Source organism: Thermodesulfovibrionales bacterium (genome assembly GCA_035686305.1).
Taxonomy (GTDB): Bacteria; Nitrospirota; Thermodesulfovibrionia; order Thermodesulfovibrionales; family UBA9159; genus DASRZP01.
The window spans coordinates 1-22,227 of record DASRZP010000046.1; the positions used below are offsets into that span (position 1 = coordinate 1).

Consider the following 22,227-nt stretch of genomic DNA (forward strand, 5'->3'; position numbering starts at 1 on the left):
TCCGAAAAGGAGGTGAGGAGGGCCTTTGAGGATATCTTCTCAAAGGCAAAGGGCAGGATAATCATCGCAACCTTTGCGTCGAATATCCACAGGATACAGCAGGCGGTCGACGTGGCGGGCATGTTCGGAAGGAAGGTGATCCTCTGCGGCAGAAGCATGATCTCGAATGCTCAGATAGCCCTTGACCTCGGTTATCTCAGGATACCCCGCGATACCTGGCTGCGGCTCGAGGACCTGAAAAACCTCAGGGACGAGGAGACGGTGATCATCACTACCGGCAGTCAGGGTGAGCCGATGAGCGTGCTTTCGAGGATCGCAACAGGCGAGCACAAGACGATCCAGGTGGCTGAGGGAGATACGGTCATCCTCTCCGCCAAGATCATTCCCGGGAATGAGCGCTCCATCGGAAGGATCATCAACCATCTCTTCAGGCGTGGTGCGACGGTCATCTATGAGAAGGTCTCGGAGATCCACGTTTCGGGCCACGCATCAAAGGAGGAATTGAAGCTCATGCTGAACATGGTCAGGCCGAAGTACTTTATGCCGATCCATGGGGAGTTCAGGCACCTCTCCTACCATGCCCTGCTCGGAGAAAAGGTCGGGATACCGAAGGAGAATATTTTTATCCTCGAAAATGGTGAGGTCCTCGAAATATCAGAAAGCGGCGCGAGAAGAAACGGTAAAGTCAATGCGGGGAGGGTCTTTATCGACGGCAAGGGAATGGGCGATGTGGAGGATATGGTCCTCCGCGACAGGCGCAGGCTTGCTCACGACGGCATTGTCCTCATCCTCGTAACGGTCGAGAAACATACCGGGACGATTGCCTCGGGGCCTGAGATCATATCGAGGGGATTTATCTTCGAAGACGCCTCTCCTGAGGTGATGAACGACGTGAGGGAGCTTGTGTCAAATACGCTGAAGGACCTCGACAAGGAGATCATCACCGATACATCATTGCTCCAGGCAAAGCTGAGGAGCGTCCTCAAGAAATACCTCAGGAACACCATGGAACGGAGGCCCATGATCATGCCGATCATCGTCGAGGTTTGATGCTTGGTGAAGGGAGAGGACCGTGGAACAGGATGAAGGCATAGATACCGGAAAGCACGACGGAAAGGAAAGGAAGAGGTTTTTTGACAGGTATGGACCACCCATTGTTCTGGCCGGCATCGTCATATACCTTGCCCTCTTGATAACAGGGGTTATTGCGGAGATCTTCAAGATACAATCCATCCTGGACTGGTGGATATGGCGTCCGCCGGGGAAGTAGACCGGCATCCCCCCATATTACAGCCCACAAGATAATGGCACCCTACTTCTTATCAATGCTGTATTTGCCCGGCTCGAGTGAAGAAGGAAGACTTTTTGCGCATTGTAAATGAGAACATGGTCTAAATTCAATCTGTTATAATCAAGGCGTTAATCTTTTATGATACGCGCATGGTCCTGCTAATACATGGATGAACGGCTGAAAAGGATAAGGCAGGAGGTCGCCGGGGTCGTCGCCCTCCTCTGCAGCGTCTATATTCTCCTGAGCCTCGTCACCTACTCGAAGTGGGATCCTTCCTCCTTTGTCTTTTCGACCCTTCCTGCGAAAAATTACGGGGGCGTCGTCGGTTCATATATCTCCGACCTCCTGATATCGGCCATGGGTCTCGTCGCCTTTGCAATCCCCGCTGTCCTCGCTGTCTATGGCATGAAGAGATTGCTCGGAAGGGAAGGCCATTGGATTTACGTCTTCGGCACGTTCCTCTTTCTGCTCTCTTCTTCGCTCTTTTCAGCCTTGGTCGCCTTTACCTTCGGCTTCGCTTCACCGAATGATGCGGGCGGCGTGGTCGGCCAGATGCTCTCGGACCTGCTGAAAGGCCTCCTGTCTCTCCCGGGTGCATACATATTTTCTTTGGCACTCTGGCTTTCTTCTCTCATAATCCTCAGTCCTGTCTCGCTGGTATCGGTCATCATGAACATGAAGAGGCCCGGAATCCCTGAGGATGCCGGAACATCAGCTAAGGCCGAAGAGCTTGTCATTGTTTCTTCAGAGAGTGAAACAGTGAGCGATGAGCCGATTATCCACGGAGAGCCTCTTGCTTTCGAAGAGGTCGAACTTTCCCGTCCTCCTCAGGAGAAGCCTTCGAAAGAAGCCCCTTCCCTCCCCGACTCAGGCACCAGGGCGCTGAAGGAGGGGGAATACGCTCTGCCACCTCTTGAACTGCTCAAAGCGGCTGATTCGATATCGTCGAGGCCTTCGAAGGAAGACATGCTTTCGAGTTCGTCGCTCCTTGAACGGAAACTCAAGGACTTCGATGTTGAAGGTAAGGTGACCCAGGTCCATCCGGGGCCCGTTGTCACCATGTATGAATTTGAACCGGCGCCCGGTGTGAAGATCAACAGGATTGTTTCCCTTTCCGACGACCTTGCCCTCTCTCTCAAGGCCCAGAGCGTGAGGGTATCGACCATTCCGGGCAAGGCAGCCATCGGTATAGAGGTTCCGAACAGAAACCGGGAAACGGTCTCGATCCGTGAGATCATATCTTCGGAAAACTACAAGAAGAGTCATACGAAGCTCACCCTTGCCCTCGGTAAGGACATCTTCGGCAACCCGATTGTTGCAGACCTTTCGAAGATGCCCCACCTCCTCGTAGCAGGAGCTACCGGTTCCGGGAAGAGCGTCTCGATAAACTCGATGGTGGTGAGTATCCTCTACAAGGCGACGCCAAGGGAAGTGAAGATGCTCATGATAGACCCCAAGCTCCTTGAACTCTCATATTACGAGAATATACCTCACCTCATCTCTCCGGTGATAACGGGCGCAAAAGAGGCTGCCGAGGCATTGAGGAAGATGGTCTTTGAGATGGAGCGGCGATACCGGCTCCTCGCAGAAAAGGGTGTGAGGAATATCGAGGGATTCAACAGGGTCGTGCCCGACGGTGAGCAGCTCCCGTATATCGTGATATTCATTGATGAGCTTGCAGACCTCATGTTTGCGTCGGGTAACGAAGTTGAGGATGCTATTGCGAGACTTGCCCAGATGGCGAGGGCCTCCGGCATTCATCTCATCCTCGCGACTCAGAGGCCTTCCGTCGATGTCATAACGGGCGTCATAAAGGCAAACTTTCCTGCGAGGATAGCCTTTCAGGTTACATCGCGGATCGATTCGAGGACCATCATCGACTGCCAGGGGGCCGAACAGCTCCTCGGAAAGGGGGATATGCTCCTTATGCTGCCCGGCTTGAGGATCATCCGCGTCCATGGGGCGCTTGTAACGGAGGAGGAGATAAAGGGGATTACCGATTTTATAACTCCCCAGGGGATCCCTGACTACTCGATCTTCGAGAGCATACGGATCGAGGAGGCAGGACAGGAGAACGACGGTGCGGAAAAGGATGATATGTACGACAAGGTCCTGGAATTTGCCGAGTCCGTCGGCGAGGTCTCGATATCATCGATACAGAGGAGATTCAAGATCGGCTACAACAGGGCCGCTAGGATCATGGAACTCATGGAAGACGACGGTCTTGTTGGTCCGCCGCGGGGAGCCGGAAAGCCGAGGGATTACCTTGGAAGAAAGAGATAGGGACCGATATCCTGCCGCCTGCATTCTTGTTCTTGCAGGGCCGTCATAACCCAGCCCTTTTCGGGGACCTTCAAGGATGTCATCACGAAAGGGAGCATTGAATCATGTCCGTGAGCATATAACCCGGGACGGTCCGGAATGGCCTGACGATGAAGAAGCCCATTACCGGTATAGCTGAGGCCCGATGGACCTAGATGAACTTCGGGAACTCTTGCGGAAGGGGTACAACGGCAGGCAACTGACATCCCTCTTGACGGACAGGACCGATTCCCTGCTGAGTGAGATCTTTTCGTCAATCGACTCTTCGTCAGGCCTCTGTCTTATGGCTGTCGGCGGGTACGGCAGGGGAGAACTGTCGCCCCATTCCGATATCGACATCATGCTCTTTGCCAGGGACAGGTCTTCCTCGGAAAGGGCGTCTGAGGTCCTCTATAAACTCTGGGACACGAAACTGACGATCGGCCATTCCTTCAGGACTGCCGCGGACTGCATCAGCGAGGCGAGAAAGGATGTAAGGACGAGGACCTCCCTCCTCGAGCACCGGTACATTGCGGGAGATGAGGGCCTTTACCGGTACTTCCTCCATGCCGTTTATCCGGAGATAGCCTTCAGGGAGCCGAGGAGATTCATAGTCGAGAAGCTGAGGGAGGTCGAGCAGCGGCACAGGAAGATCAGCGACTCGGTCTTTATGCTCGAGCCTCATGTAAAGGAAGGGAGGGGCTGCCTGAGGGACATCCATACGATGATATGGCTGGCGGGCGTTAAACTGAGAATGCGGTCTTTTGACGACCTCGCAGCTGTCCTCACGAAAGAAGATTTCCGAAAACTGAACAGGGCCTACAGTTTCATCCTGAAGGTGAGGTTCTGCCTCCACCTCCTCGGCGGGCGGAGAAATGATGTCCTCTCATTCGAATTCCACGATGCCATTGCAGAGATGCTGCAATTCAGAGCATCGAAGGGTTTTCTTTCATCGGAGCGGTTCATGAGGTATTTCTATCTCAAGACATCGATCATCAATGACGTGACGTCACGGACCCTTGATATGTTCAGCTCCCCACCAAGAGATCCTGAAGGGGGTAGGGAGAGCAGGATAGCGCATTTCTTCTATGCAAAGAAGGCGATAACGGACCATTTTTCGCTCTCGAGGAACTGCATCGTTGCAAATAACGGTGACCTGAGAGCACGGCCCGAAAGAATCATCGAGGCATTCTACTGCATGTCGAATACAGGGAAGCGATTCAGTCCGAGGCTGAAGGCCGAGATCAGGAAGAGCCGTCTTCACATCAACAGGGCCTCCAGGAGATCACATCATGCTGTCGAGCTCTTTATGAAGATCGTCAGGGGTGACAGGGCTTATGAGACCTTGAGAGAGATGCACAACAGCGGCGTCCTCGGCAGGTTTGTCCCTGAGTTCGGAGGCCTCAGCTTTCTTGTCGTCTATGAACCCTATCACCGGTACACGGTAGACGAGCATACGCTCCATGCCATCAGGAAGTTGGAGGAACTGAGAAACACGAAATACCGGAACCTCGAACATCTCTCGGCAGTATTGAAAAAAGTCCGGTTGAAGGAGGTCCTCATTCTCGCCCTCCTCCTCCATGACATCGGGAAGAAGGGGATCGCACGGAGCTTTCGTTACGGCGCCGGGGGCGGGCATCATGACGAGGCCGGATACCGGGAGCTCAAGATTGTTATTGAAAGGTTCAATCTTTCTCTTGACATGAGATCGATGATCGAGTTCCTCGTGAAGAACCACCTCCTTATGTCAACGGTCGCATTCAAGACGGAGCTCGATGATCCTGAGGTCATTGCGAGGTTTGCCGATGAAGTAGGAGACAGGGAAAACCTCGATGCCCTCTATCTTCTGACGTACGCAGACATGGCTTCGGTGAGTCCTGATTTCTGGTCGGAATGGAAGGCCTATCTGCTCAAGGAGCTCTACGAGACCACTTCGCGGTATCTCGAAGGGTCCGGGGACCGTTCCTCAGAGCGTCTGAGGAGATTGTCCGATATGGTCCACCTCTCGGAGGAGGAGATCGAAGGCATCAGACGCTTTCTCTCGTTCATGCCCGAACGCTACGCCATCTCTACGATCCCCGAAAGGGTATGCGAGGATTACCGGCTCCATTCCGGTGTCCTCAAGAAAGGTTTCGGCATGGGACTGCGTGAAGAAGGGGGCGGCACCGCCGAGATATGCGTGGGGGCATGGGACAGGCCCGGCATCTTTTCGCGGATCGTGGGCGTCCTTTCCTCGCTGAGGATGAATATCTACCGATCGAGAATATACACCGGCAAGGACGGAGTCATCCTTGATAAAATCCAGATCTCGAACTGGAAGGAACTTTTTTGGGAAGGGATGTTCGAGACATTGGAGGAGAGAATGAGGAAAGCCATCTGCGCCGATGAGGGCGGGGAAGATGATGAGAGGGTCCTTCACTATATCCGGGAATCACAGGCTTACACGGGCATGCCGTCGGAAGCCTTCGGCAGGTTCGGAGCCTTTATCGAGCTTGACAATGAAAGCTCAGCTGAATCGAGTATTCTCGAATTTTTTGCCCAGGACAGAATCGGACTCCTTTATGACGTTACGAGTCTGATGCATAGGAAGGATATTGATATAATATCAGCGAGGATCAATACGGAATCAGGGATCGCCCACGACATCTTCTCGATTCAGCAGAAGGGAAAAAAGGTAGAAGGTAGAATGGTTCACGAGTTGTTGCTGTCATTATGGGAAAGATTACAATAGGGTCTGTTAAGGCGATGATCAAGAAACCGGGGAAAAAGGTTCTCTTTTGCCTGTCCCTTGCTCTTGCCGTTCTGGCCCTTGTCCTCGTCACAAGGGGACCCTACATCTCAAATCAGCTCAAGAAACTTGTCCTCCCAGAACTCTCCTCTGCAACAGGCAGGCAGGTGATGGCACGGAAGATCTCCATCAGCCTCTTCCCCCTTTACATCGATGCCCGGGGACTGAAGGTCTCCGAACACGGAAAGGAGATCCTCCAGGTCCCGAGGATCAAGGGTTATGTGGCATTACAGGGACTCCTCAGGAAAGAACTTGTCCTCAAGCGGCTGGTCATCATGGAGCCCTCTGTCAGGACGGATGAATCCCAGGTAAGGGACATCATCAGGAGCATAAAGAAGTATCTCGAGGCCGAGAAAAAAGCCCCGTTGAAGGTGGTCGTAAAGGCGATCGTGCTGAATAAGGGGACCTTCGTCTTCAGATACGGTGAGAACTCTTTTTCCGGAAACGGGTTTCGTGGAGAGGCTGTTATCAATCCTGCCGGGGAGCCGGATTCGGCCCGGCCATCGATCCCCAAGCTGAACTTCGCGCTTGAGGACCTTTCCTCGAATATCAAGGGCTGGCCTGAGATCAAGAGTGAAGTCAGGGGGTCTCTCGCCGTGAAGGATGATGGAACTGTCGATATTAAGGGAATCCAGGTTGGTGTTTACGGTTCGCTGATGAATGCAAGTGGCACATACGGAAAGGCGGAGGGGAACTTCCAGGTCCGGCTGGGCCTCTTCATGGATTCCCTGAAAAGGCTCTTTGGGCTGAAGCGGCGTGGCGAAGGCCAGGTTTCTGCAAAGGGCTCGATCCGTCTCCGTCCCGACGATTTTGCCCGCTCAGCCGTCGACATGGAGATCAAGGGAGACCTCTACCTCCAGACACTCATGGAGTTGCTTAAGGTGAAGGAGAGGGTTGAAGGAGCGTTGACTTTTAGCGGCAGTCTCAAAGGCTCTCCTGATCAGCTCATTGGCATGGGAAAGACGCGTCTGAAGAGGGGGAACCTCTTTGATGTCGATCTCGACGAACTGACCTGCACCATTACCTACGGGGACGGGAAGCTGAATTTCACCGACGGAAAAGGATCTCTCTATGGAGGGAATGCCGACGCCGAGGCGATTCTCTCAGTCCGCGGACCTGCATATTATTCTCTCCATGTGACGTTCTCCGACGTCCAGAGCCCCTCTGCATTCAAGCTTATTCGATGGGATCCGGGGATCCCCCGTGGGAAGGTAAAGGGTGAATTAAGCGCTTCAGGAGAAACATTCAACCCCTCAGGTTGGTTTGATTATGAGAGCGCTATGGAGGGAAAGGATTTCCTCGGAAGGGTGAAAAAGGTGAGGGGTTCCTTCAGGTTGAACAATGATCTCCTTACCCTCACCGATACTGAAGTGAATACCCCGAAGACCTCTATCAAGGGCAATGGCGATGTCGACCTCAGATCTTCTCTCCTGTCGCTCAGGACGGAGATGAAGACCGCTGATATTACTGATTTGACCCTGCCCTATCTTGAGGACTTCAGAGGCTCGGGGACTGTGTCAGGAACGGTGACGGGGAAGTTCGATAACCCCGTGATCAGCGCCAAGGCCCGCTTTCAGAACACTTCGTTCATCGGTTATTTTCTCGGGGCTGCGGAGGGCGAAGTCGAATACCGGAAGGACCTCCTGGACGTTAAGGATCTCGTTGCCGTAGACACCGGAGGCTCTGCAGGGCCTGTAACGACGGTGCTGAAGGGCTCTGTCGGATTCCCCGAGGCGAAGGAGATCTTCGACTTTAAGGGACCGAAATACGCCCTCAAGGTCTCGGTAAGAAACGGTGATGTGGAGAGGATAACGCGCTTTGTCTACAAAAGGAAGCTTGAGCCCTATCCATCGGGAAGAGCTGACGTAGATTTCAGCATAACCGGAAAATCTCCGGCGCAAAGGTATCAGGGCTTTCTCAAGGCAAGGGCCCTGAAGATGGGCGATCTTTCGGCTGATTCCCTCTCCTCGGAATTCTCTTATGACTCTCATGACCTCACCATCAAGAATACGCTCGTGAAGAAAGGCGATTCCACGGTGACTATCGACGGAAGTGTCTCCCATGATGACCGCTTCAGTTTCAAGGTGTCAGGGAGCAAGGTATTCCTGAAGGACGCGGCACTGAAGAACCTCCCTTTTGATGCATATCTCACGTTTAGGGCGGAAGGCAGGGGGACCGTCGACAACCCCGAGATAGATCTGACCGGGACCATCGAGGGAGGAAGATTCAGAGACGTCCCTGTTGGAGACGGAAGCGTAAAGGCATCCCTCAAAGGCAGGGCGTTGTCCCTGGAAGCGGCCCTCTTTAACGATAGGGTCTTGCTGAGCGGCAAGGCCGATCTGACGAACACGATGCCGTGGACTGCTCACCTCGATGTCAGATCAGGGAGATATGATTTCCTTCTCGGGTCGTTTCTCAAGGATCTGCCAGAAGACCTGCTGATAAACCTCAGGGGCTATGCGGAGCTTTCGGGGGACCGGGACCACTTTGCGGCAAAAGCTCTTGTGGACCGTTTAAACATGACGGTCTTCGGGAACAGCTTTTCAAATGATTCTGAGATACTGTTTGAAGTGAGGGACAAGAGACTCGCGCTTTCGCCGTTCACGATCAGGGGCGGCAGCATCTTTTTCAGGATGAGCGGAAGCATGGAAGTGAATAGGGACTATGACCTTGTGATAGAGGGAAGTTCGTCCATGGCGCCGCTGAAATTTTTTTGGAAGAAGATCGACACCGCGAGGGGTGACGCACAGTATGTCTTTGCCATAACGGGCAACTGGGACAACCCGAAGATCAGCGGCGGCATGCATATCTCGGACGGCGTCTTCAGTCTAAAGGACCTGCCCTACCATATCAGCTCGCTTAACGGCTATGTCTCGATGGATGAAGACAGGATCATGATAGAGAAACTGTCCTGCAAGATTGGAGGCGGAAGCGTCGAGCTTTCGGGTGTCGCCTATCTTAAGGCGCTGAAGTTACAAAGGTTTCACACCGATGCCGTTCTCAACAATGTGGGACTCGAGCTCGCAAAGGACTTCCCTGCGAACATAAGCGGGAACCTCCTTTACACCGGCACCCGTGACTCCCAGACGCTGAGCGGGGATGTCAGGATCAACCGTGCTGCTTACCGGCAGCCCATTGAATGGAAAAGCTGGCTGCTCAAGGCAAAGGCCATGGAGAAGCCCCGCGGCGAGATAGGGGCCCTTGAGAAGACACGGCTGAATGTAAGGGTAGAGGGTGCAGACGACATCATCATAAACAATAACATGGCGAGGGCATCGCTGAAGGTGGATATGGTCTTGAGGGGTACCCTTGCCAGCCCCCTGCTCTTCGGCCGCGTCGAGACGAAGACCGGCATTGTCTTTTTCAGGAATAATGAATTCAGGATCCTCAACGCTACCGCTGATTTTTCCGATCCGAAACGGATAAACCCCGTCATGAATATCACTGCCGAGACAACGGTTCAGGGATATGACATACGGATGAGCCTTGAAGGCCAGCTCGACCATTTCACCATGGCGCTGAGCTCCAACCCCTCTCTCGAAGAGATCGAGATCCTCAGCCTGCTCACCGTCGGCACCCTCTCCAAGGGCGTCCAGGGCGGAATGGGCTACAGTGCAGCAACGTCCTTTCTCTCCGGACAGGTCCAGGACCTCGCTCAAGAGCGGGTAAAGAGCATAACGGGCCTCGACAGGATCGGCATGGAGTCTTCTGTCTCAAAGGTGACGGGAAAACCAGAACAGCGGCTCGTGGTCGCAAAACGTCTTATCGGGGACAAGCTGTCGGTCACCTACTCCACATCGTTCAGTTCCGTTGCAACCGACATAATCAGGATTGAGTACAATATCGGTACCAACGTCTCTCTCATCGGGCAGAGGGATGAAGCAGGCGGCTTTGGCGGCGGCATCAAATTCCGGTTCGGCTTCAAATAGGAGAGCATGAAACGGCTCTTTTTCCTCGCGCTCATAATACTTTTTCTTCTCATGGAAGTCTCTGTAAGCGCAGTTCAGCAGTTTGTAGAACGGATAGACGTCGAAGGCCTCTCTTCCAGCGACAAGGAAGAACTCCTCAAGCTCCTGGCCATGGAAGTCGGCAACGTCCTCGATCCTGAGAAGGTGAGGCTCGGGATAAAGAGGGCCTTCTTCAAAGGGATCTTCGAAGATATAGAGGTCTCTGCCGATCCTGAATGGACGAAGGTGACGGTTTTCGTAAGAGAGAGAGACCGCATCAGGGATATCAGCATCATCGGAAATGAGTCCCTTTCCGACCGGTGGATACGGAAGGTCTTCCTCCTGAAAGAAGGGCGGATCATGCGATACGATCTCCTCGATGATGCGGTGAAGGGGCTGGAAAGCGCCTTTGCTGAGAGAGGGTTTCCAGGCGCAAGGGTATCTGTTGCAGTCTCAGGAACATCAAGGCCCTATATGAAGGATCTGACCATTACGGTCAACGAGGGGAGGCCTCTCATCATGGGGCAAATGATTATCCATGGTGCGCCGGAAGATGAGGTGAGATGGGTGATGAACATGACGGAGGGGCAGATCGCCGACCAGGAAGTCCTCAAGGCGGATGTGAAGAAAATCAAGGAGTACTACAGGGACCGGCGATACTTGAATCCCGTTGCCTCCTACCGGCTTTCCGACAACAGGGTCGATATCGATGTGGAGAGGGGGAAGAGGCTCATCGTTCGGTTTGAGGGAAACACTGTTTTCGGGTCAAAGCGGCTCCTGAAGGAGCTCCCGTTCTTCGAGGCCGGGGAGGTGAGGGATGATCTTATTGAAGAGGCTTCAAGGAAGATCATATCTCTCTACCACAGCAAGGGATATGCCCTTGCCCAGGTGGCGCCGATCATGCCTGAAACAGCGGAAACGTCAGGTGACACTGTAGAACTCAATTTCTTCATCTTCGAAGGAGAACGGATCACCGTTGATTCCCTGACATTCACCGGTCTGACCCTGCCCGAGAAGAAGCTCAAAGAGGTCCTCCCCCTCAAAGAGTCCGATGACTATAATCCTGAACTCCTCTCTTCCGATGTCGACGTGGTGAGAGAGTTTTATGTAGCCCTTGGGTATCTGAGCGTGGAGGTGGAACCGGCCCAGGTCAAGATAGAGAAGGATAAGGCGATGATAACCATAGCGGTAAAGGAAGGGCCAAGAACGCTTATCGACTATGTCGGCGTTACGGGTGCCGTCTCCGTCACAGAAGAAGAGATCAGGAAGGCGGTGAGGTTGAAGCACGGAGACCCTTACAATGAAGTGGACATTGCCGATGGGCGGTCACGGGTCATCGACGTCTACGGTGAGAGAGGATTTCTCGACGCAGAAGTCAATGCTCATGTGGAGTTTGTCCCTGAAGGAGCGCGGCTGACTTTTGAGATCACCGAGGGGGACAGGACGTTCTTCGGCAAGACGATCATCACCGGAAACATCGCGACAAAGCGTCAGGTTATCGAGAGGGAACTTTCCCATCGGGAATTTGAACCCTTCAACGCCGATCTCCTTGCGAAGGAGCGCCAAAAACTTCACAAGCTGGGCCTCTTTACGGATGTCCGGATAGAAGGTCTCGACCGTTACGACCATCAGCGTGATGTCCGCATCGATGTCGTGGAGGGGGAGGCAGGTTTCGTCGAATTCGGCTTCGGATACAGCAATTATGACAGACTGAATGCCGTCATCGATATCGGGTATAAGAACCTCTTCGGAATGAACCGGCAGGCATCGCTCAGGATCGGTTACAATTCACTCGAGAAGCTCTATTCCTTGAATTATGTCGATCCCTGGTTTTTGGACCGGAAGCTGCAGTTGAGGGGGACCCTCTTCCATTCGGACAGGGAAGAAAAGAATATCGACACCAAGGTGATCCTCTACCGGTACCGGAAGAACGGGTTGTCCCTCGGCATCGAAAAGCAATACACGAGCGCCATCAAAGGTGAACTTTACTATGAGTACGTTCTCTCGAAAACCCGCGATGTGCAGCCTGATATGATCCTCACAGACAGGGATTCCGGGAAGGTCGCCGTCAGCAGCCTGCGGCCCGGGATCGCCTTTGATACGAGGGACAACCCCTTTGATCCCCACCATGGTGTGCTGGCGGGGTTGACGCTGAAAGTGGCCTCTTCAGCGCTCGCTTCCCAGGTAAACTTCGGTAAGGCCATCTTCAACGGCAGCATTTACCATGAGATCTCGAAGCCTTTTGTCCTCGCGGTTGCTGTCCGGTATGGTGTTGCGCAGGGTTGGGGTCCCACGACGATCCTGCCCCTCGTGGAGAGATTCTTTCTCGGAGGAAGGAGCACGGTAAGGGGATATGCCCAGGACACCCTCGGACCGAGAGGGATCTTCGGTAATCCGACGGGCGGCAATACCTTTGTCGAGACGAACCTCGAGCTCCGCACGTCTCTTGGCAAGGGGCTCGGCCTCGTCAACTTCCTGGACAGCGGCAATGTCTGGCAGAAAGTGGGAGACATCGACTGGTCCCTGAAACACGCCGTGGGGATTGGTGTACGATACAATACGCCCGTGGGACCGCTGCGTGTCGATTACGGTTACAAACTCAAGAAGGAGGAAGGCCTGGGCAGGAGCGAGATATTCTTCAGCATCGGCCAGGCATTTTGAAATCCTGAAGATGAAAGGGCGAAACACGAAGATCGCGGTTTTCTTGAGTCTCTTTTTCTTTACTCTGCTGTTCTTATGGTATAGCGGCGAAGCACAGGCAGAACTTATAGACCGGAGCGTCGCCTTTGTGAACGATACCGTCATCACCCTGAGTGATCTGAAGGAGATGTACGAGAAGACGAGGAAGGTCCGGCCCGACATCTCGATGAAAGAAGTGCTCGCTACCATGATCAACAGGGTCCTGATCCTCAACGAGGCGAAGAGACTGAAGTTCGAGGCAAAGACCGATGATGAACTTTTCAATGATTACGTAGAACTGAAAGTCAGGGCCTTCATAAGAATCAAGGAGGAAGAGACAGCGGACTTTTATGCGAAAAACATACAGGACTTCAAGGGAGCACCCTATGAGGCGGTGAGAGACAAGATTGAGGAGTACCTCACGGAGAAAGAGGTGAACAGGTTGTTAAAAGAACAGATCGCCGAGCTGCGGGCGAGGGCCTACGTGAAGATCGTCATGGAAGAGTTGCGATGAGGCGGTGAATCTTTGAGAAAGTATTGCAAGGGATCCCTTTCGGGAAGGTCCTCCCGAACTTCGGTGATTCGGTGAGAAGAGGCCATGGAGAAGAGAAGGCTCCTCAAAAGTATCCCTGTCCTGATTGCGTCTTCTGCCAGTGCTGCAGCGAGGCCCGCTGCTCCCTCTGCCGCCCCTCGTCCGGGAAGAAAAAGAAGAAGGACAGTAAGGCAGCTCCCCACAGGCCCCTTTTCCTCAAGTTCTGACGGGCTGCACGGAGAGGATTTACTCCTGATCATCGCACGTAACTTCTATGTCCGTAATTCCAGCACCCATCGCGCCTCCTCCTCAATATCGTTCCACACAATGCTTTCGGCCTCCAGCCAGTTGTCGAGGTCGCGACCCTCTATCTGTCCGCTCTTCACATAGAGTTCGCATGCCATCTGTTCAATGAAATCATGCAGGTTCACGTTCCTCACCTCCCTTCGGGCTAACAAAGGTAATGGCGTTTCTTAAAGCGTAACATCATTTGAATTACTCTATTATGAAGATACTGTTAAGTTTTTGTGAAATCTGCAACGGCGGAGCAGAGAGCGACAACATATCTCCCTGCAATAGTCCGAAGGTTCATAACATTTCAATCCACGCTCCCGCGCAGGGAGCGACTTTTCAGCATTGACAACTTCGGCGTTGTCTTCCAGTATTTCAATCCACGCTCCCGCGCAGGGAGCGACGTAACTTTCCGGTAGCCGTACACATAAATACCTCATTTCAATCCACGCTCCCGCGCAGGGAGCGACTCAGGGGGACTCCACGGCGTGGGGATTTCAGTTGTATTTCAATCCACGCTCCCGCGCAGGGAGCGACTGCCAAGCCAAAACCAACTGAACTTAAAGAGCAAAATGTCCGCTATTTGCGGAAGTGTCTTTTTCGCTCCCGCGAATCCTTATGTTGTCAAAGAACAATCTGCAAAACTCTCTGTTTTTCAAAGTTATATTACGCTCCGCGAACTTCCCATGAAAATCATGTACGCTGCAGGTTCGCACACGTTCAGACAAGCAAAGGTCCTTCCTGGTCTAAAGGCTCTTTGGCTCCCACATGTTCAACGCGATGCTTCCAGTTCGAGCCCAGGTAATAAAACCTCAGGCTGTCCTTTTCAGGATCGATCTCTCCTATCAGCCTATTACGCAGCATAGTCCACTGCGCGGGGTCCACGATGCATTCAAATACAGAGTACTGGACTCTCTGGCCGTAATCCTGACAAGCCTTCGCAACTCTGCGCAGCCGCTTCTGTCCCGCAGGAGTTGTAGTCGCGACATCGTAGCTCACAATCACAAACATGGGTAATCCTCATTTCCATAGAAAGGGAGGATAATTGTCGATATCCCCCCTGAGATAACGCGCCATAAGCAGCGCCTGCGCATAAGGGAGAAGACCAATTGCTACCTTCTCCTTAAGAAAGGGGTGCTCTATTTCTTCCTGCTTGCGCTTCTGATAAGCAACGAGGACCGTCTTCCTTGTATCATCGTCCATCCACACTGCCCCCGATTCTTTTTTCTTGAATCCCTTTGCCTGCACCTGCGCAAGATTGACTAACGAGAGCACAAGACGGTCAGCAAGAAAAGGACGGAATTCCTCCATCACGTCAAGCGCAAGACCGTAACGCCCCGGACGGTCTCTGTGCAAAAATCCCACGGCCGGATCGAGCCCCACTGATTCAAGGGCCGAACGTACATCATGCATCAGAAGGGTGTAGATGAACGACAGCAGGCAGTTCAAGTTGTCGAGCGGCGGTCTGCGGTTGCGTTCTTGGAAGGTGAAGTCGTCTTTCTGTGACGTGATCAAATGGTCAAAGACATCAAAATAGGCATTCGCCGATTCCCCTTCTATCCCCCTGATGATGTCGAGATGAGATTCATTTTGCAAACGTCGTATCGAGTTTGATAGTTTCTGTGAAGTTTGAGAAAGCTCATCAGTGTCAATTTTCTCCGAATGATCGCGCAATGCGCGTTGAAGCACCGTGCGGCAGTTCGCAATCTTGCCAGTCAATACCGCACGCGCAATAAATGCAGATGCCTTCAGGTCATCAGCGCGACGGTACTGCTCGCGCCTGAGAAGGACATTGCCCGACACAGGCCCCTGGACTTTTGCGAGGAAATCGCCGTTCTCGGTAAGGAAGCTGATGGCGACCCGATTTTCGGCGCAAAACCCCATGAGATATGGACTGCACGAAACCTGACCGAAACAGACGATTCCTCCAAGAGTGTGTACAGGCAAGCGCAGCGCGATTTCGCCGTCTATCTTTACCGCAACAGTTTCACCTTCTTTCGAAAGATACGCTCCCTGCGTCGTAACAAAGAGAGTGTTAAGAAGCTTTTTCACTTGTCTTTACCGCGTTTTTTGGCTTTCCAGACGCTGTGAAATGTATCCTGCATTGCAACAGTTAATCCCTTCCAGTCCTCTTTCTTGAAAAGACCCATTGCCTTCATGACCTTGAGATGAATGTTCAATCTGTTGGGCTGCTTGAGCCGGACAATCAAAATACCGTAATGATCTTCACGGCGTTTCTCTAAAAAACCCTTATCTGTGGTAATCAGAAGCCTCTTGTCTTTTAGCAGCATTTTCCATATATCTTCGTCCGTCATGCCTTCGCTTTCTGTGCCCCGAATATCCTTCACATCGTGGCCGTGCTTGCGTAATTCCTTAACCGTCACAGCCGGTATGTTTTCGTCCACGAAAATCTTCATGCTACCACTTCGTCCGGAACAATCTGCTCTTCGGTCAGTTCGGCAGCGTACTCAATACAGGCAAGAATATCCTTGCGAGTGATTGAAGGATATTCCTCAAGAAGCTCATCAATAGTGTCTCCATTTGCTAACATGTGGAGAATTTGATGAACAGGAATGCGAGTCCCCTTAATACATGCCTGCCCGTGACAGATTTTGGCGTCAACTGAAATGCGCTTAAACATACTTGCACCTCCATATTTTGAAAGTTTCGTCTTCTATTTTGTCGTATCTCATTATATCCTCGACAATGAATTTGCAATACTCGCCGCTGCGTGATCCGTCATACCCTAGGCGGCATCTTTCTTTAGCAGCACTTTCTTCACTTCAATTCCTTGATAACCCCTGCAAGATAGTTCCCTGCCGACGTCTTTTTCTCACAAGCCTTCGGCATGCAGAGATCGAGCAGAGAACATTTCTTGCACTTCTTTGAGTATTCAGGTTTCGGGGTGATCCCCGATTCGATCAGCTCGTGCGTTTTCTTTGCAGCATCCTCTGTCTCCATCCGCAATGCATTGTCGAAAACAACTTCTTCCCTTCTGCGTGTCCGCCCGTAAAAGAGAGCCCCTTGTGGTATTGCAACATTCAGCATCTCTTCAAGACAGATTGCCTGAGCGCAAAGCTGCACCCTGTCACAATCATCCATCTTGGGCTTGCCGCGTTTGTACTCAACCGGAAAAGGAATCCATTTCCCATCATCGTGCTTGTGGAATTCGACCACATCGGCCTTCCCGATGAGCCCAAGCTTCAGCGACCGCATCGGCACACCGTATTCAATGCGAACATTCCCTCTTGTCTCCCTATTCGCCGTGTCAACCTTGTCATGCATGATCCTGCCTTCGGCAGTGAAGAGATTCTCGCTCCATGCTTGCTCGATATGTATCAGAGCGCACTGCCTCGGACAATACATGAAGTGCTGCAAGGCTGAGAGCATAACCAGGTTGTCCTCACTGTAGCTCAAGTCTTCTTTCTCCTGTAGTGCACTTGTGAGCGCGCCTGATAAAGCCTTTCAGTAAATCCGCCCTTGCTTGTCTTGACTGCCTTTATCTCATATTGTACAATAATATGTACAAGGAGGTTTATCATGAACACGATTACATATTCAGCTGCGCGCACCCGTCTTGCGTCAACCATGAAAGAAGTCTGCGAAAACCATGAGCCCGTCATCATCACCAGACAGAAGGCAGAATCAGTGGTAATGCTTGCCCTGGATGATTTCAGGGCGCTTGAGGAGACGGCATATCTTCTTCGCGTGCCCAAGAATGCGAAGAGGCTTCTGGAATCCATCGCAGAGCTTGAACGCGGCGGCGGCAAGGCCCGCAAACTGGCGGGGTGAAGCTCATCTTCTCGGAGCACGCCTGGGAGGACTACCTGTACTGGCAGAAGACCGACAAACAGATGCTGAAACGCATCAACCGCTTGATCCACGAGATCATGCATGACCCCTTCACCGGCGCCGGCAAGCCCGAACCCCTCAAACACGGCCTTTCCGGCTATTGGTCCCGGCGCATCAACGACGAGCACCGCATCGTCTACCGCCCTGCTGAAGATGCAATCTTTATCGCTCAATTGCGGTATCATTATTGAATGTTGTGCTTATCCGTTCTCTTTGAACCTTTTCACTCTTCACCCATGGCCGCCAGCAAATAGCTGCTGACCGATTTTGCCTTCCCAGAGGTTTTAGGCATGCAAAGATCAAGCAAAGAAGTTTTTTACACTTCTTTGAGTATTCAGCTTTTGGCGTCATCCCCGATTCGATCAGCTCATGCACCTTTTTTGCCGTATCTTCCGTCTCCAGCCTCAACTTTTCATCGAAAACCACATCTTCCCTGCGGCGCGTCCGTCCATAAAAGAGCGCACCTTCCGGTATCGCAACATTCAGCATTTCCTCAAGACAGATAGCCTGGGCGCAAAGCTGGACCTTGTCGCAGTGATCCATTTTGGGCTTCCCGCGCTTGTATTCAACGGGAAAGGGTATCCATGTCCGAACTCCATCTTATGAAATTCAACCACATCAGCCTTGCCGATGAGACCGAGACGGAGTGACCGCATGGGAACGCCGTATTCGATTCGTATACTTCCCCTCGATTCCCGATTCGCCGTGTCAACTTTGTCGTGCATGATTCTACCTTCGGCGGTGAAAAGGTTCTCAGTCCACAACTGCTCGGTGTGGATCAAGGCACACTGCCGGGGGCAGTATATGAAGTGCTGCAAAGCTGAAAGCTGGATTAAGTCGTCCTCGGTGTAGTTCAAGTCTTCTTTCTTTCATTGCGCACTTGTGCGCGCGCCTGATAAAGTCTTTCAGTAAAGCCACCTTCTGTTAAGAATTGTTGTTCGAGCCTCTGAAGTTGCCGCCCCAAAAGATAGCTGGCCTGGTTGATCAGGCAAATAAGGGTGTTTGCCGCAATCTCAGGTGAAGCCGTCTTCAAACAATAAGGGTCCGACTTGTCGGACGCGGCAGCCCTGTCAGACGAATACTTTCTTCTCACTGCAAGAGCCTCCGGTGAATCCTTAGCCCAGATGCGCAAGCCCTTCTGGCGAAGAAAAGCATGAAAGTCCAGCAACAATTCTTCCAGGCTCGCACGGGCAACGCCGGTCAGCTTGAGTTCGGTCTTCTTCGAGGTCGCAGAGGCCGTGCTTCCCTCCGCGATGTTCTGCACCCCGCTCCGCGCCGCCTGCACCATCTGATCATGCGTCCGTGACCTCTTGTCAATAAAGCGGTCGCAAAATACTACTGTAGCGTCATAAACAATCTCCGCGGTCTGATAGGACTTAAGGTTCCGGTATCCGCCGTGAGGGGGAATGAGGTGGGGGAATGAATTTGGGTTAGTCATAGGGGTGTGCCTCTACACCAGCCTTGTTAAAGTCACGCCGGGAAACCCCGCTGAATCCAGCTTGCCGGGCTCGGGCTTATCGATTCTGCTTTCATATTCGGTAAAGCTCCTCGGAGAACCGCCTATCGAAGGAGTCTTGATCAGTTCAAACAGTTTGTGTGCCGGAGCATTCCCCTTTTCGTTATCGTGGGTGAAGACCCACAAACCTCGCACGGCCATTTCTCCCCGCGCCGCCGAGCGGTCGAAGTCGAAGAGGTTGGAGAGGGCTTCCCAAAGAGCCTCTAAGTCTTTCTGACTAACCCCCGTGCCCTTATCTTCCTTAGCGAGAAATGGATTGAAATATCCATGAGCACGATAGAGCCCGTAAGGTATAAGTGGCTTGCGGCCCATTTCGGTAGTACCAGTTTCCATCCGTTCCTCCGTTGTGCGGGCCTGCCGGGTAATGGCAAGATCCAAAGGTAACACCGGATCAATTGACCGGGCAAAAGTGAACTGAACCGGTCCACGTACTTGTCCGGCATTCAATCGCGCACCTTCCTCGCCGGTTGCCAGCACAGCCCCGAACATACGAATATCGAAGTACTCTTTACACAACTGGGACTGAAGCCTGGGAATCGGCTTCTTGCCTCCCCGCTCCTCTTTGCTGAGTGGAGGCTCGACTTTGTCAGCAACTTGTTCTTTTAGCGTATTCAGAGCCACCTTGCTTTGAATGAAAATGGAAACATCGTGCGTGAGATGAAGGTAGTCACGCACTTTGCGTTTGAGCGCAACGTCCGTCACCAGCCCGTGCATAGTCTCGGGGTCCACTCGCGGCAAATTACCGGCATCGGGGTCTCCATTCGGGTTTCCACTTTTTACGTCGAATAACAAAACAAACTCGTTTCGCTTGGTAGGATCGTTATGACTCATTGATTCCCTCCTTTATTCTTCTTACTTTCACGCTTAGTGCGAAATGCTGCTCGCTGATGGTAGAAGCAAAGCGGGCCACGCTCCTCTTAGCCGGGGACAGTCCCGATTCTACGACTCCGCTTCTCTCCGTCCGTAAATCTGGGACAGTCCCCTGGTGTTCGTCAAGCCGATGCCATTCGTCAGGCGGCTTTCCTTCAATACTGTGGGCAAAGAAATTCTCCATCTTGACACTCTCACTATCACAGCGCTGCAATAACAGCCCGGAGGTTCAATCAGTTCAACTTGCTGATAAACTTGCCTGCATCTTTTTTGCTTAACACTCGTAAAACGACAGACCTATTACCTTCGATAAAATAAAACACTCGGTATTTCTCCGCCCGCAGTCTGTAATAATCTGAAGCGGTTCCCTTAATCTTCTTTATCAGTTTGCCTCGGGGAAAGGGATTTTCTTCGAGGATCTTCATAGCTGATGTGATGCGCTTGCAGACGGCATCATTGAAAGCATCAAGGTCTCTAATAGCCCTCGGCGAAAGGATAAGATGAAACTTATCCACGCTTCTTCTTCCTTTTTGACAGGTAATCCTCCATGCTCACGCCGCCCTTGCTCTGATACTCTGCCTGGGCTTCCGCGAGCATATCATGGAGCGCAGCGCTTTTTTCGAGGAGATAGTCCTCAAAATCCTCCTCTGAAATCGCCGTCACTATCGCCCGGGGTTTTCCCTTGGATGTGATTATCACAGCTTCCTTTTCAGCATTTCTCAGAATTTCAGAGGTCTTGTTCTTAAGTTCTCTGACATTGGCAAATTTCATTGGCTCACCTCCATGTAGCTACATTTATAGCTACCATGGCACAGCTTCATCACCATTGTCAAGTACCCCGAAATGTTGAACCGAGGCGAAGATTTGGTAGCCCCTTGAGTAGCTCCGAAAGGTTGGCACAAAGGCGTGGGTACGTGCGTCCGGATGTGTTGATTATTTGATTAGCGCAGTTTGCTCGAATCCCCACTCATCCCCTCTTTAAAGTGACGAGAATTCTTTAGAGAACTTCACTTTAACTCTACACCCATTTCCTATCTCTGTCAAATTAAGTGCTTGTCTTTTATCGGCCATTGACATCTGAACTCACTTTCCGGGCCTTCATATTCACTCCCGCATTTGATAAGATTGATTCAGAGACAGAGAGGAGGGTCGTAGCATGAAGATACTCTTTGCAACAGACGGATCAGACTACTCAAGGGCCGCAGCGAGATTCCTTGCACGCTTTCCCTTTGCGGCCGACGACGAGATTACGGTACTCCACGCAATAAGCTGGGTCCCCTTCAAGGATGACAAGGAATCTCATTACGCCGGTCTCAAAAGGGTCAAACAGGAGATCGCTCCGAGGATCCTTGACGAGGCAGTAACTATTTTGAAGTCCACTAAAGCCAAGATCAGTGTCGCCCTCGAGGAGGGATACCCGGACAAGACCATCTTCGATGGGGCCGCTGCATCAGGTGCGGACCTCATCATTATGGGCGCGAGAGGATTACGAGGCTTTCAATCCCTTATCATCGGGAGTGTGACCAGGGCCGTTGCCATGACCTCGCCGAAGTCTGCCCTTATCGTGAAGGTCACCCAGGAGACTCTGCCGGGGAAGATGAGGGTCCTCTTTGCAACGGATGGTTCGGAGTATTCGTATGCTGCTGCACGGCTCCTGAAGGTCTTACCCTTCCCTGAAGAGACGGAGTTGAGCATCCTCCATACCATATGGCCGCCGGTCTCCGATATCCCTGAGAGGTTTGTTATGGAGATCGATGAGCGGGTGAAGGACGATGTGATGAAGGCGCGGACCATCGAGTATGCAGAGTCGGAGAGGATCCTTGAAGGGGCGAAGGAGTTTCTTAGGGGACGGTTTGAAACGATCGAGGGGTTCACGAAGATTGGAGACCCATCCCTTGAAATACTCAATGCTGCAGCTACGTTTCATACCGACGTAATCGCCCTCGGTCATAGAGGCCTCAGGGGAATCAGGGGGATGATGGGGAGTGTTTCACGGAACGTCCTGATCCATGCTCAATGTTCCGTCCTCATCGGGAAAGGCGAATAAAAGGGCAGGTCGGTCTGTCGGCGATCCTGATTGACAAATCTCTCCAACCTGATAGAATTTAGTCACGACAGCAAGCGCTTTGATGTTCTGTAACAGCTCCTGGCGGGCTTCTC

At 52.3% G+C, this 22,227-nt stretch carries 23 protein-coding genes and 1 CRISPR repeat array; of the genes, 10 read left to right on the forward strand and 13 right to left on the reverse strand.

Features of this window, described 5'->3' with window-relative positions:
- The 7 genes from VFG09_05100 to VFG09_05130 all read left to right on the forward strand — a co-directional run.
- The coding region (locus VFG09_05100) for a ribonuclease J (GenBank protein ID HET6514517.1) at nt 1-1,050 on the forward strand (1,050 nt) is incomplete at its 5' end.
- A gap of 22 nt (nt 1,051-1,072) precedes the next feature.
- Complete coding sequence (locus tag VFG09_05105; protein HET6514518.1) at nt 1,073-1,270, forward strand: hypothetical protein; 198 nt, start codon at nt 1,073-1,075, stop codon at nt 1,268-1,270.
- Between the two features lie 186 nt (nt 1,271-1,456).
- Nucleotides 1,457-3,574 (forward strand): DNA translocase FtsK 4TM domain-containing protein, encoded by a 2,118-nt coding sequence (locus VFG09_05110; protein ID HET6514519.1) that lies wholly within the window; start codon nt 1,457-1,459, stop codon nt 3,572-3,574.
- A gap of 184 nt (nt 3,575-3,758) precedes the next feature.
- The gene (gene glnD, locus VFG09_05115; GenBank protein HET6514520.1) at nt 3,759-6,323 is read left to right on the forward strand and encodes a [protein-PII] uridylyltransferase; all 2,565 of its coding nucleotides are present in this window, start codon (nt 3,759-3,761) and stop codon (nt 6,321-6,323) included.
- Nucleotides 6,305-10,309, forward strand: coding sequence for a translocation/assembly module TamB domain-containing protein (locus VFG09_05120; protein ID HET6514521.1), 4,005 nt, complete (start codon nt 6,305-6,307; stop codon nt 10,307-10,309). The genes glnD and VFG09_05120 overlap by 19 nt, the downstream gene beginning before the upstream one ends.
- Before the next feature lie 6 nt (nt 10,310-10,315).
- Nucleotides 10,316-12,988: an outer membrane protein assembly factor BamA gene (gene bamA, locus VFG09_05125; protein HET6514522.1), complete on the forward strand. Its 2,673-nt coding sequence runs from the start codon at nt 10,316-10,318 to the stop codon at nt 12,986-12,988.
- 10 nt (nt 12,989-12,998) lie between these two features.
- Nucleotides 12,999-13,520 (forward strand): SurA N-terminal domain-containing protein, encoded by a 522-nt coding sequence (locus tag VFG09_05130; protein ID HET6514523.1) that lies wholly within the window; start codon nt 12,999-13,001, stop codon nt 13,518-13,520.
- Here VFG09_05130 and VFG09_05135 read toward each other — a convergent pair.
- The 7 genes from VFG09_05135 to cas4 form a co-directional block, all read right to left on the reverse strand.
- On the reverse strand, nt 13,487-13,798 hold the full coding sequence (locus VFG09_05135; GenBank protein ID HET6514524.1) for a hypothetical protein: 312 nt from the start codon (nt 13,796-13,798) through the stop codon (nt 13,487-13,489). The two genes, VFG09_05130 and VFG09_05135, sit on opposite strands and share 34 nt — an antisense overlap.
- Nucleotides 13,799-13,810: 12 nt before the next feature.
- Nucleotides 13,811-13,969, reverse strand: a complete 159-nt coding sequence (locus VFG09_05140; protein HET6514525.1) for a DUF2934 domain-containing protein — start codon at nt 13,967-13,969, stop codon at nt 13,811-13,813.
- 164 nt (nt 13,970-14,133) lie between these two features.
- Nucleotides 14,134-14,367: a CRISPR direct-repeat array (repeat unit 32 nt; unit sequence ATTTCAATCCACGCTCCCGCGCAGGGAGCGAC).
- A gap of 182 nt (nt 14,368-14,549) precedes the next feature.
- Nucleotides 14,550-14,840 (reverse strand): CRISPR-associated endonuclease Cas2, encoded by a 291-nt coding sequence (gene cas2 / locus VFG09_05145; GenBank protein ID HET6514526.1) that lies wholly within the window; start codon nt 14,838-14,840, stop codon nt 14,550-14,552.
- 9 nt (nt 14,841-14,849) lie between these two features.
- The gene (gene cas1c / locus VFG09_05150; protein HET6514527.1) at nt 14,850-15,881 is read right to left on the reverse strand and encodes a type I-C CRISPR-associated endonuclease Cas1c; all 1,032 of its coding nucleotides are present in this window, start codon (nt 15,879-15,881) and stop codon (nt 14,850-14,852) included.
- Nucleotides 15,878-16,246, reverse strand: coding sequence for a DUF5615 family PIN-like protein (locus VFG09_05155; GenBank protein HET6514528.1), 369 nt, complete (start codon nt 16,244-16,246; stop codon nt 15,878-15,880). Before VFG09_05155 ends, cas1c begins: the two co-directional genes overlap by 4 nt.
- The gene (locus VFG09_05160; GenBank protein ID HET6514529.1) at nt 16,243-16,470 is read right to left on the reverse strand and encodes a DUF433 domain-containing protein; all 228 of its coding nucleotides are present in this window, start codon (nt 16,468-16,470) and stop codon (nt 16,243-16,245) included. The genes VFG09_05155 and VFG09_05160 overlap by 4 nt, the downstream gene beginning before the upstream one ends.
- A 137-nt stretch (nt 16,471-16,607) precedes the next feature.
- Complete coding sequence (gene cas4, locus VFG09_05165) at nt 16,608-17,246, reverse strand: CRISPR-associated protein Cas4 (GenBank protein HET6514530.1); 639 nt, start codon at nt 17,244-17,246, stop codon at nt 16,608-16,610.
- A gap of 123 nt (nt 17,247-17,369) precedes the next feature.
- Here cas4 and VFG09_05170 point away from each other — a divergent pair, with 123 nt between their 5' ends.
- Together VFG09_05170 and VFG09_05175 are read left to right on the forward strand one after the other, a co-directional pair.
- The gene (locus tag VFG09_05170) at nt 17,370-17,621 is read left to right on the forward strand and encodes a type II toxin-antitoxin system prevent-host-death family antitoxin (GenBank protein ID HET6514531.1); all 252 of its coding nucleotides are present in this window, start codon (nt 17,370-17,372) and stop codon (nt 17,619-17,621) included.
- A complete protein-coding gene (locus VFG09_05175) occupies nt 17,618-17,872 on the forward strand; it encodes a Txe/YoeB family addiction module toxin (GenBank protein ID HET6514532.1) in 255 nt (84 codons plus the stop codon). The genes VFG09_05170 and VFG09_05175 overlap by 4 nt, the downstream gene beginning before the upstream one ends.
- A gap of 291 nt (nt 17,873-18,163) precedes the next feature.
- On the opposite strand, the gene VFG09_05180 is transcribed toward VFG09_05175, so the two are convergent.
- Genes VFG09_05180 through VFG09_05205 form a run of 6 tightly spaced genes read right to left on the reverse strand, consistent with a single transcriptional unit; the run spans nt 18,164 to nt 20,838 of the window.
- On the reverse strand, nt 18,164-18,538 hold the full coding sequence (locus VFG09_05180; protein HET6514533.1) for a Dna2/Cas4 domain-containing protein: 375 nt from the start codon (nt 18,536-18,538) through the stop codon (nt 18,164-18,166).
- On the reverse strand, nt 18,535-19,119 hold the full coding sequence (locus tag VFG09_05185) for a four helix bundle suffix domain-containing protein (GenBank protein ID HET6514534.1): 585 nt from the start codon (nt 19,117-19,119) through the stop codon (nt 18,535-18,537). The genes VFG09_05180 and VFG09_05185 overlap by 4 nt, the downstream gene beginning before the upstream one ends.
- A gap of 12 nt (nt 19,120-19,131) precedes the next feature.
- Entirely contained in the window at nt 19,132-20,028 is an 897-nt protein-coding gene (gene cas7c / locus VFG09_05190; protein ID HET6514535.1) for a type I-C CRISPR-associated protein Cas7/Csd2, read from the reverse strand.
- Complete coding sequence (locus VFG09_05195) at nt 20,018-20,251, reverse strand: hypothetical protein (protein ID HET6514536.1); 234 nt, start codon at nt 20,249-20,251, stop codon at nt 20,018-20,020. The genes cas7c and VFG09_05195 overlap by 11 nt, the downstream gene beginning before the upstream one ends.
- Nucleotides 20,252-20,300: 49 nt before the next feature.
- Entirely contained in the window at nt 20,301-20,582 is a 282-nt protein-coding gene (locus VFG09_05200) for a type II toxin-antitoxin system RelE/ParE family toxin (protein HET6514537.1), read from the reverse strand.
- Complete coding sequence (locus VFG09_05205) at nt 20,575-20,838, reverse strand: type II toxin-antitoxin system prevent-host-death family antitoxin (GenBank protein ID HET6514538.1); 264 nt, start codon at nt 20,836-20,838, stop codon at nt 20,575-20,577. The genes VFG09_05200 and VFG09_05205 overlap by 8 nt, the downstream gene beginning before the upstream one ends.
- A gap of 385 nt (nt 20,839-21,223) precedes the next feature.
- Here VFG09_05205 and VFG09_05210 point away from each other — a divergent pair, with 385 nt between their 5' ends.
- Nucleotides 21,224-22,114: a universal stress protein gene (locus tag VFG09_05210; protein HET6514539.1), complete on the forward strand. Its 891-nt coding sequence runs from the start codon at nt 21,224-21,226 to the stop codon at nt 22,112-22,114.
- Nucleotides 22,115-22,227 lie beyond the last annotated feature (113 nt).

What these genes read in the sequence shown, in the direction of transcription:
- VFG09_05110 (HET6514519.1), top strand. Translation starts at nt 1,457, where the DNA reads ATGGATGAACGGCTGAAAAGGATAAGGCAGGAGGTCGCCGGGGTCGTC.
- glnD (HET6514520.1), top strand. Translation starts at nt 3,759, where the DNA reads ATGGACCTAGATGAACTTCGGGAACTCTTGCGGAAGGGGTACAACGGC.
- VFG09_05120 (HET6514521.1), top strand. Translation starts at nt 6,305, where the DNA reads ATGGGAAAGATTACAATAGGGTCTGTTAAGGCGATGATCAAGAAACCG.
- bamA (HET6514522.1), top strand. Translation starts at nt 10,316, where the DNA reads ATGAAACGGCTCTTTTTCCTCGCGCTCATAATACTTTTTCTTCTCATG.
- VFG09_05130 (HET6514523.1), top strand. Translation starts at nt 12,999, where the DNA reads ATGAAAGGGCGAAACACGAAGATCGCGGTTTTCTTGAGTCTCTTTTTC.
- VFG09_05135 (HET6514524.1), bottom strand. Translation starts at nt 13,798, where the DNA reads ATGATCAGGAGTAAATCCTCTCCGTGCAGCCCGTCAGAACTTGAGGAA.
- cas2 (HET6514526.1), bottom strand. Translation starts at nt 14,840, where the DNA reads ATGTTTGTGATTGTGAGCTACGATGTCGCGACTACAACTCCTGCGGGA.
- VFG09_05155 (HET6514528.1), bottom strand. Translation starts at nt 16,246, where the DNA reads ATGAAGATTTTCGTGGACGAAAACATACCGGCTGTGACGGTTAAGGAA.
- VFG09_05160 (HET6514529.1), bottom strand. Translation starts at nt 16,470, where the DNA reads ATGTTTAAGCGCATTTCAGTTGACGCCAAAATCTGTCACGGGCAGGCA.
- VFG09_05170 (HET6514531.1), top strand. Translation starts at nt 17,370, where the DNA reads ATGAACACGATTACATATTCAGCTGCGCGCACCCGTCTTGCGTCAACC.
- VFG09_05185 (HET6514534.1), bottom strand. Translation starts at nt 19,119, where the DNA reads ATGACTAACCCAAATTCATTCCCCCACCTCATTCCCCCTCACGGCGGA.
- cas7c (HET6514535.1), bottom strand. Translation starts at nt 20,028, where the DNA reads ATGAGTCATAACGATCCTACCAAGCGAAACGAGTTTGTTTTGTTATTC.
- VFG09_05195 (HET6514536.1), bottom strand. Translation starts at nt 20,251, where the DNA reads ATGGAGAATTTCTTTGCCCACAGTATTGAAGGAAAGCCGCCTGACGAA.
- VFG09_05205 (HET6514538.1), bottom strand. Translation starts at nt 20,838, where the DNA reads ATGAAATTTGCCAATGTCAGAGAACTTAAGAACAAGACCTCTGAAATT.
- VFG09_05210 (HET6514539.1), top strand. Translation starts at nt 21,224, where the DNA reads ATGAAGATACTCTTTGCAACAGACGGATCAGACTACTCAAGGGCCGCA.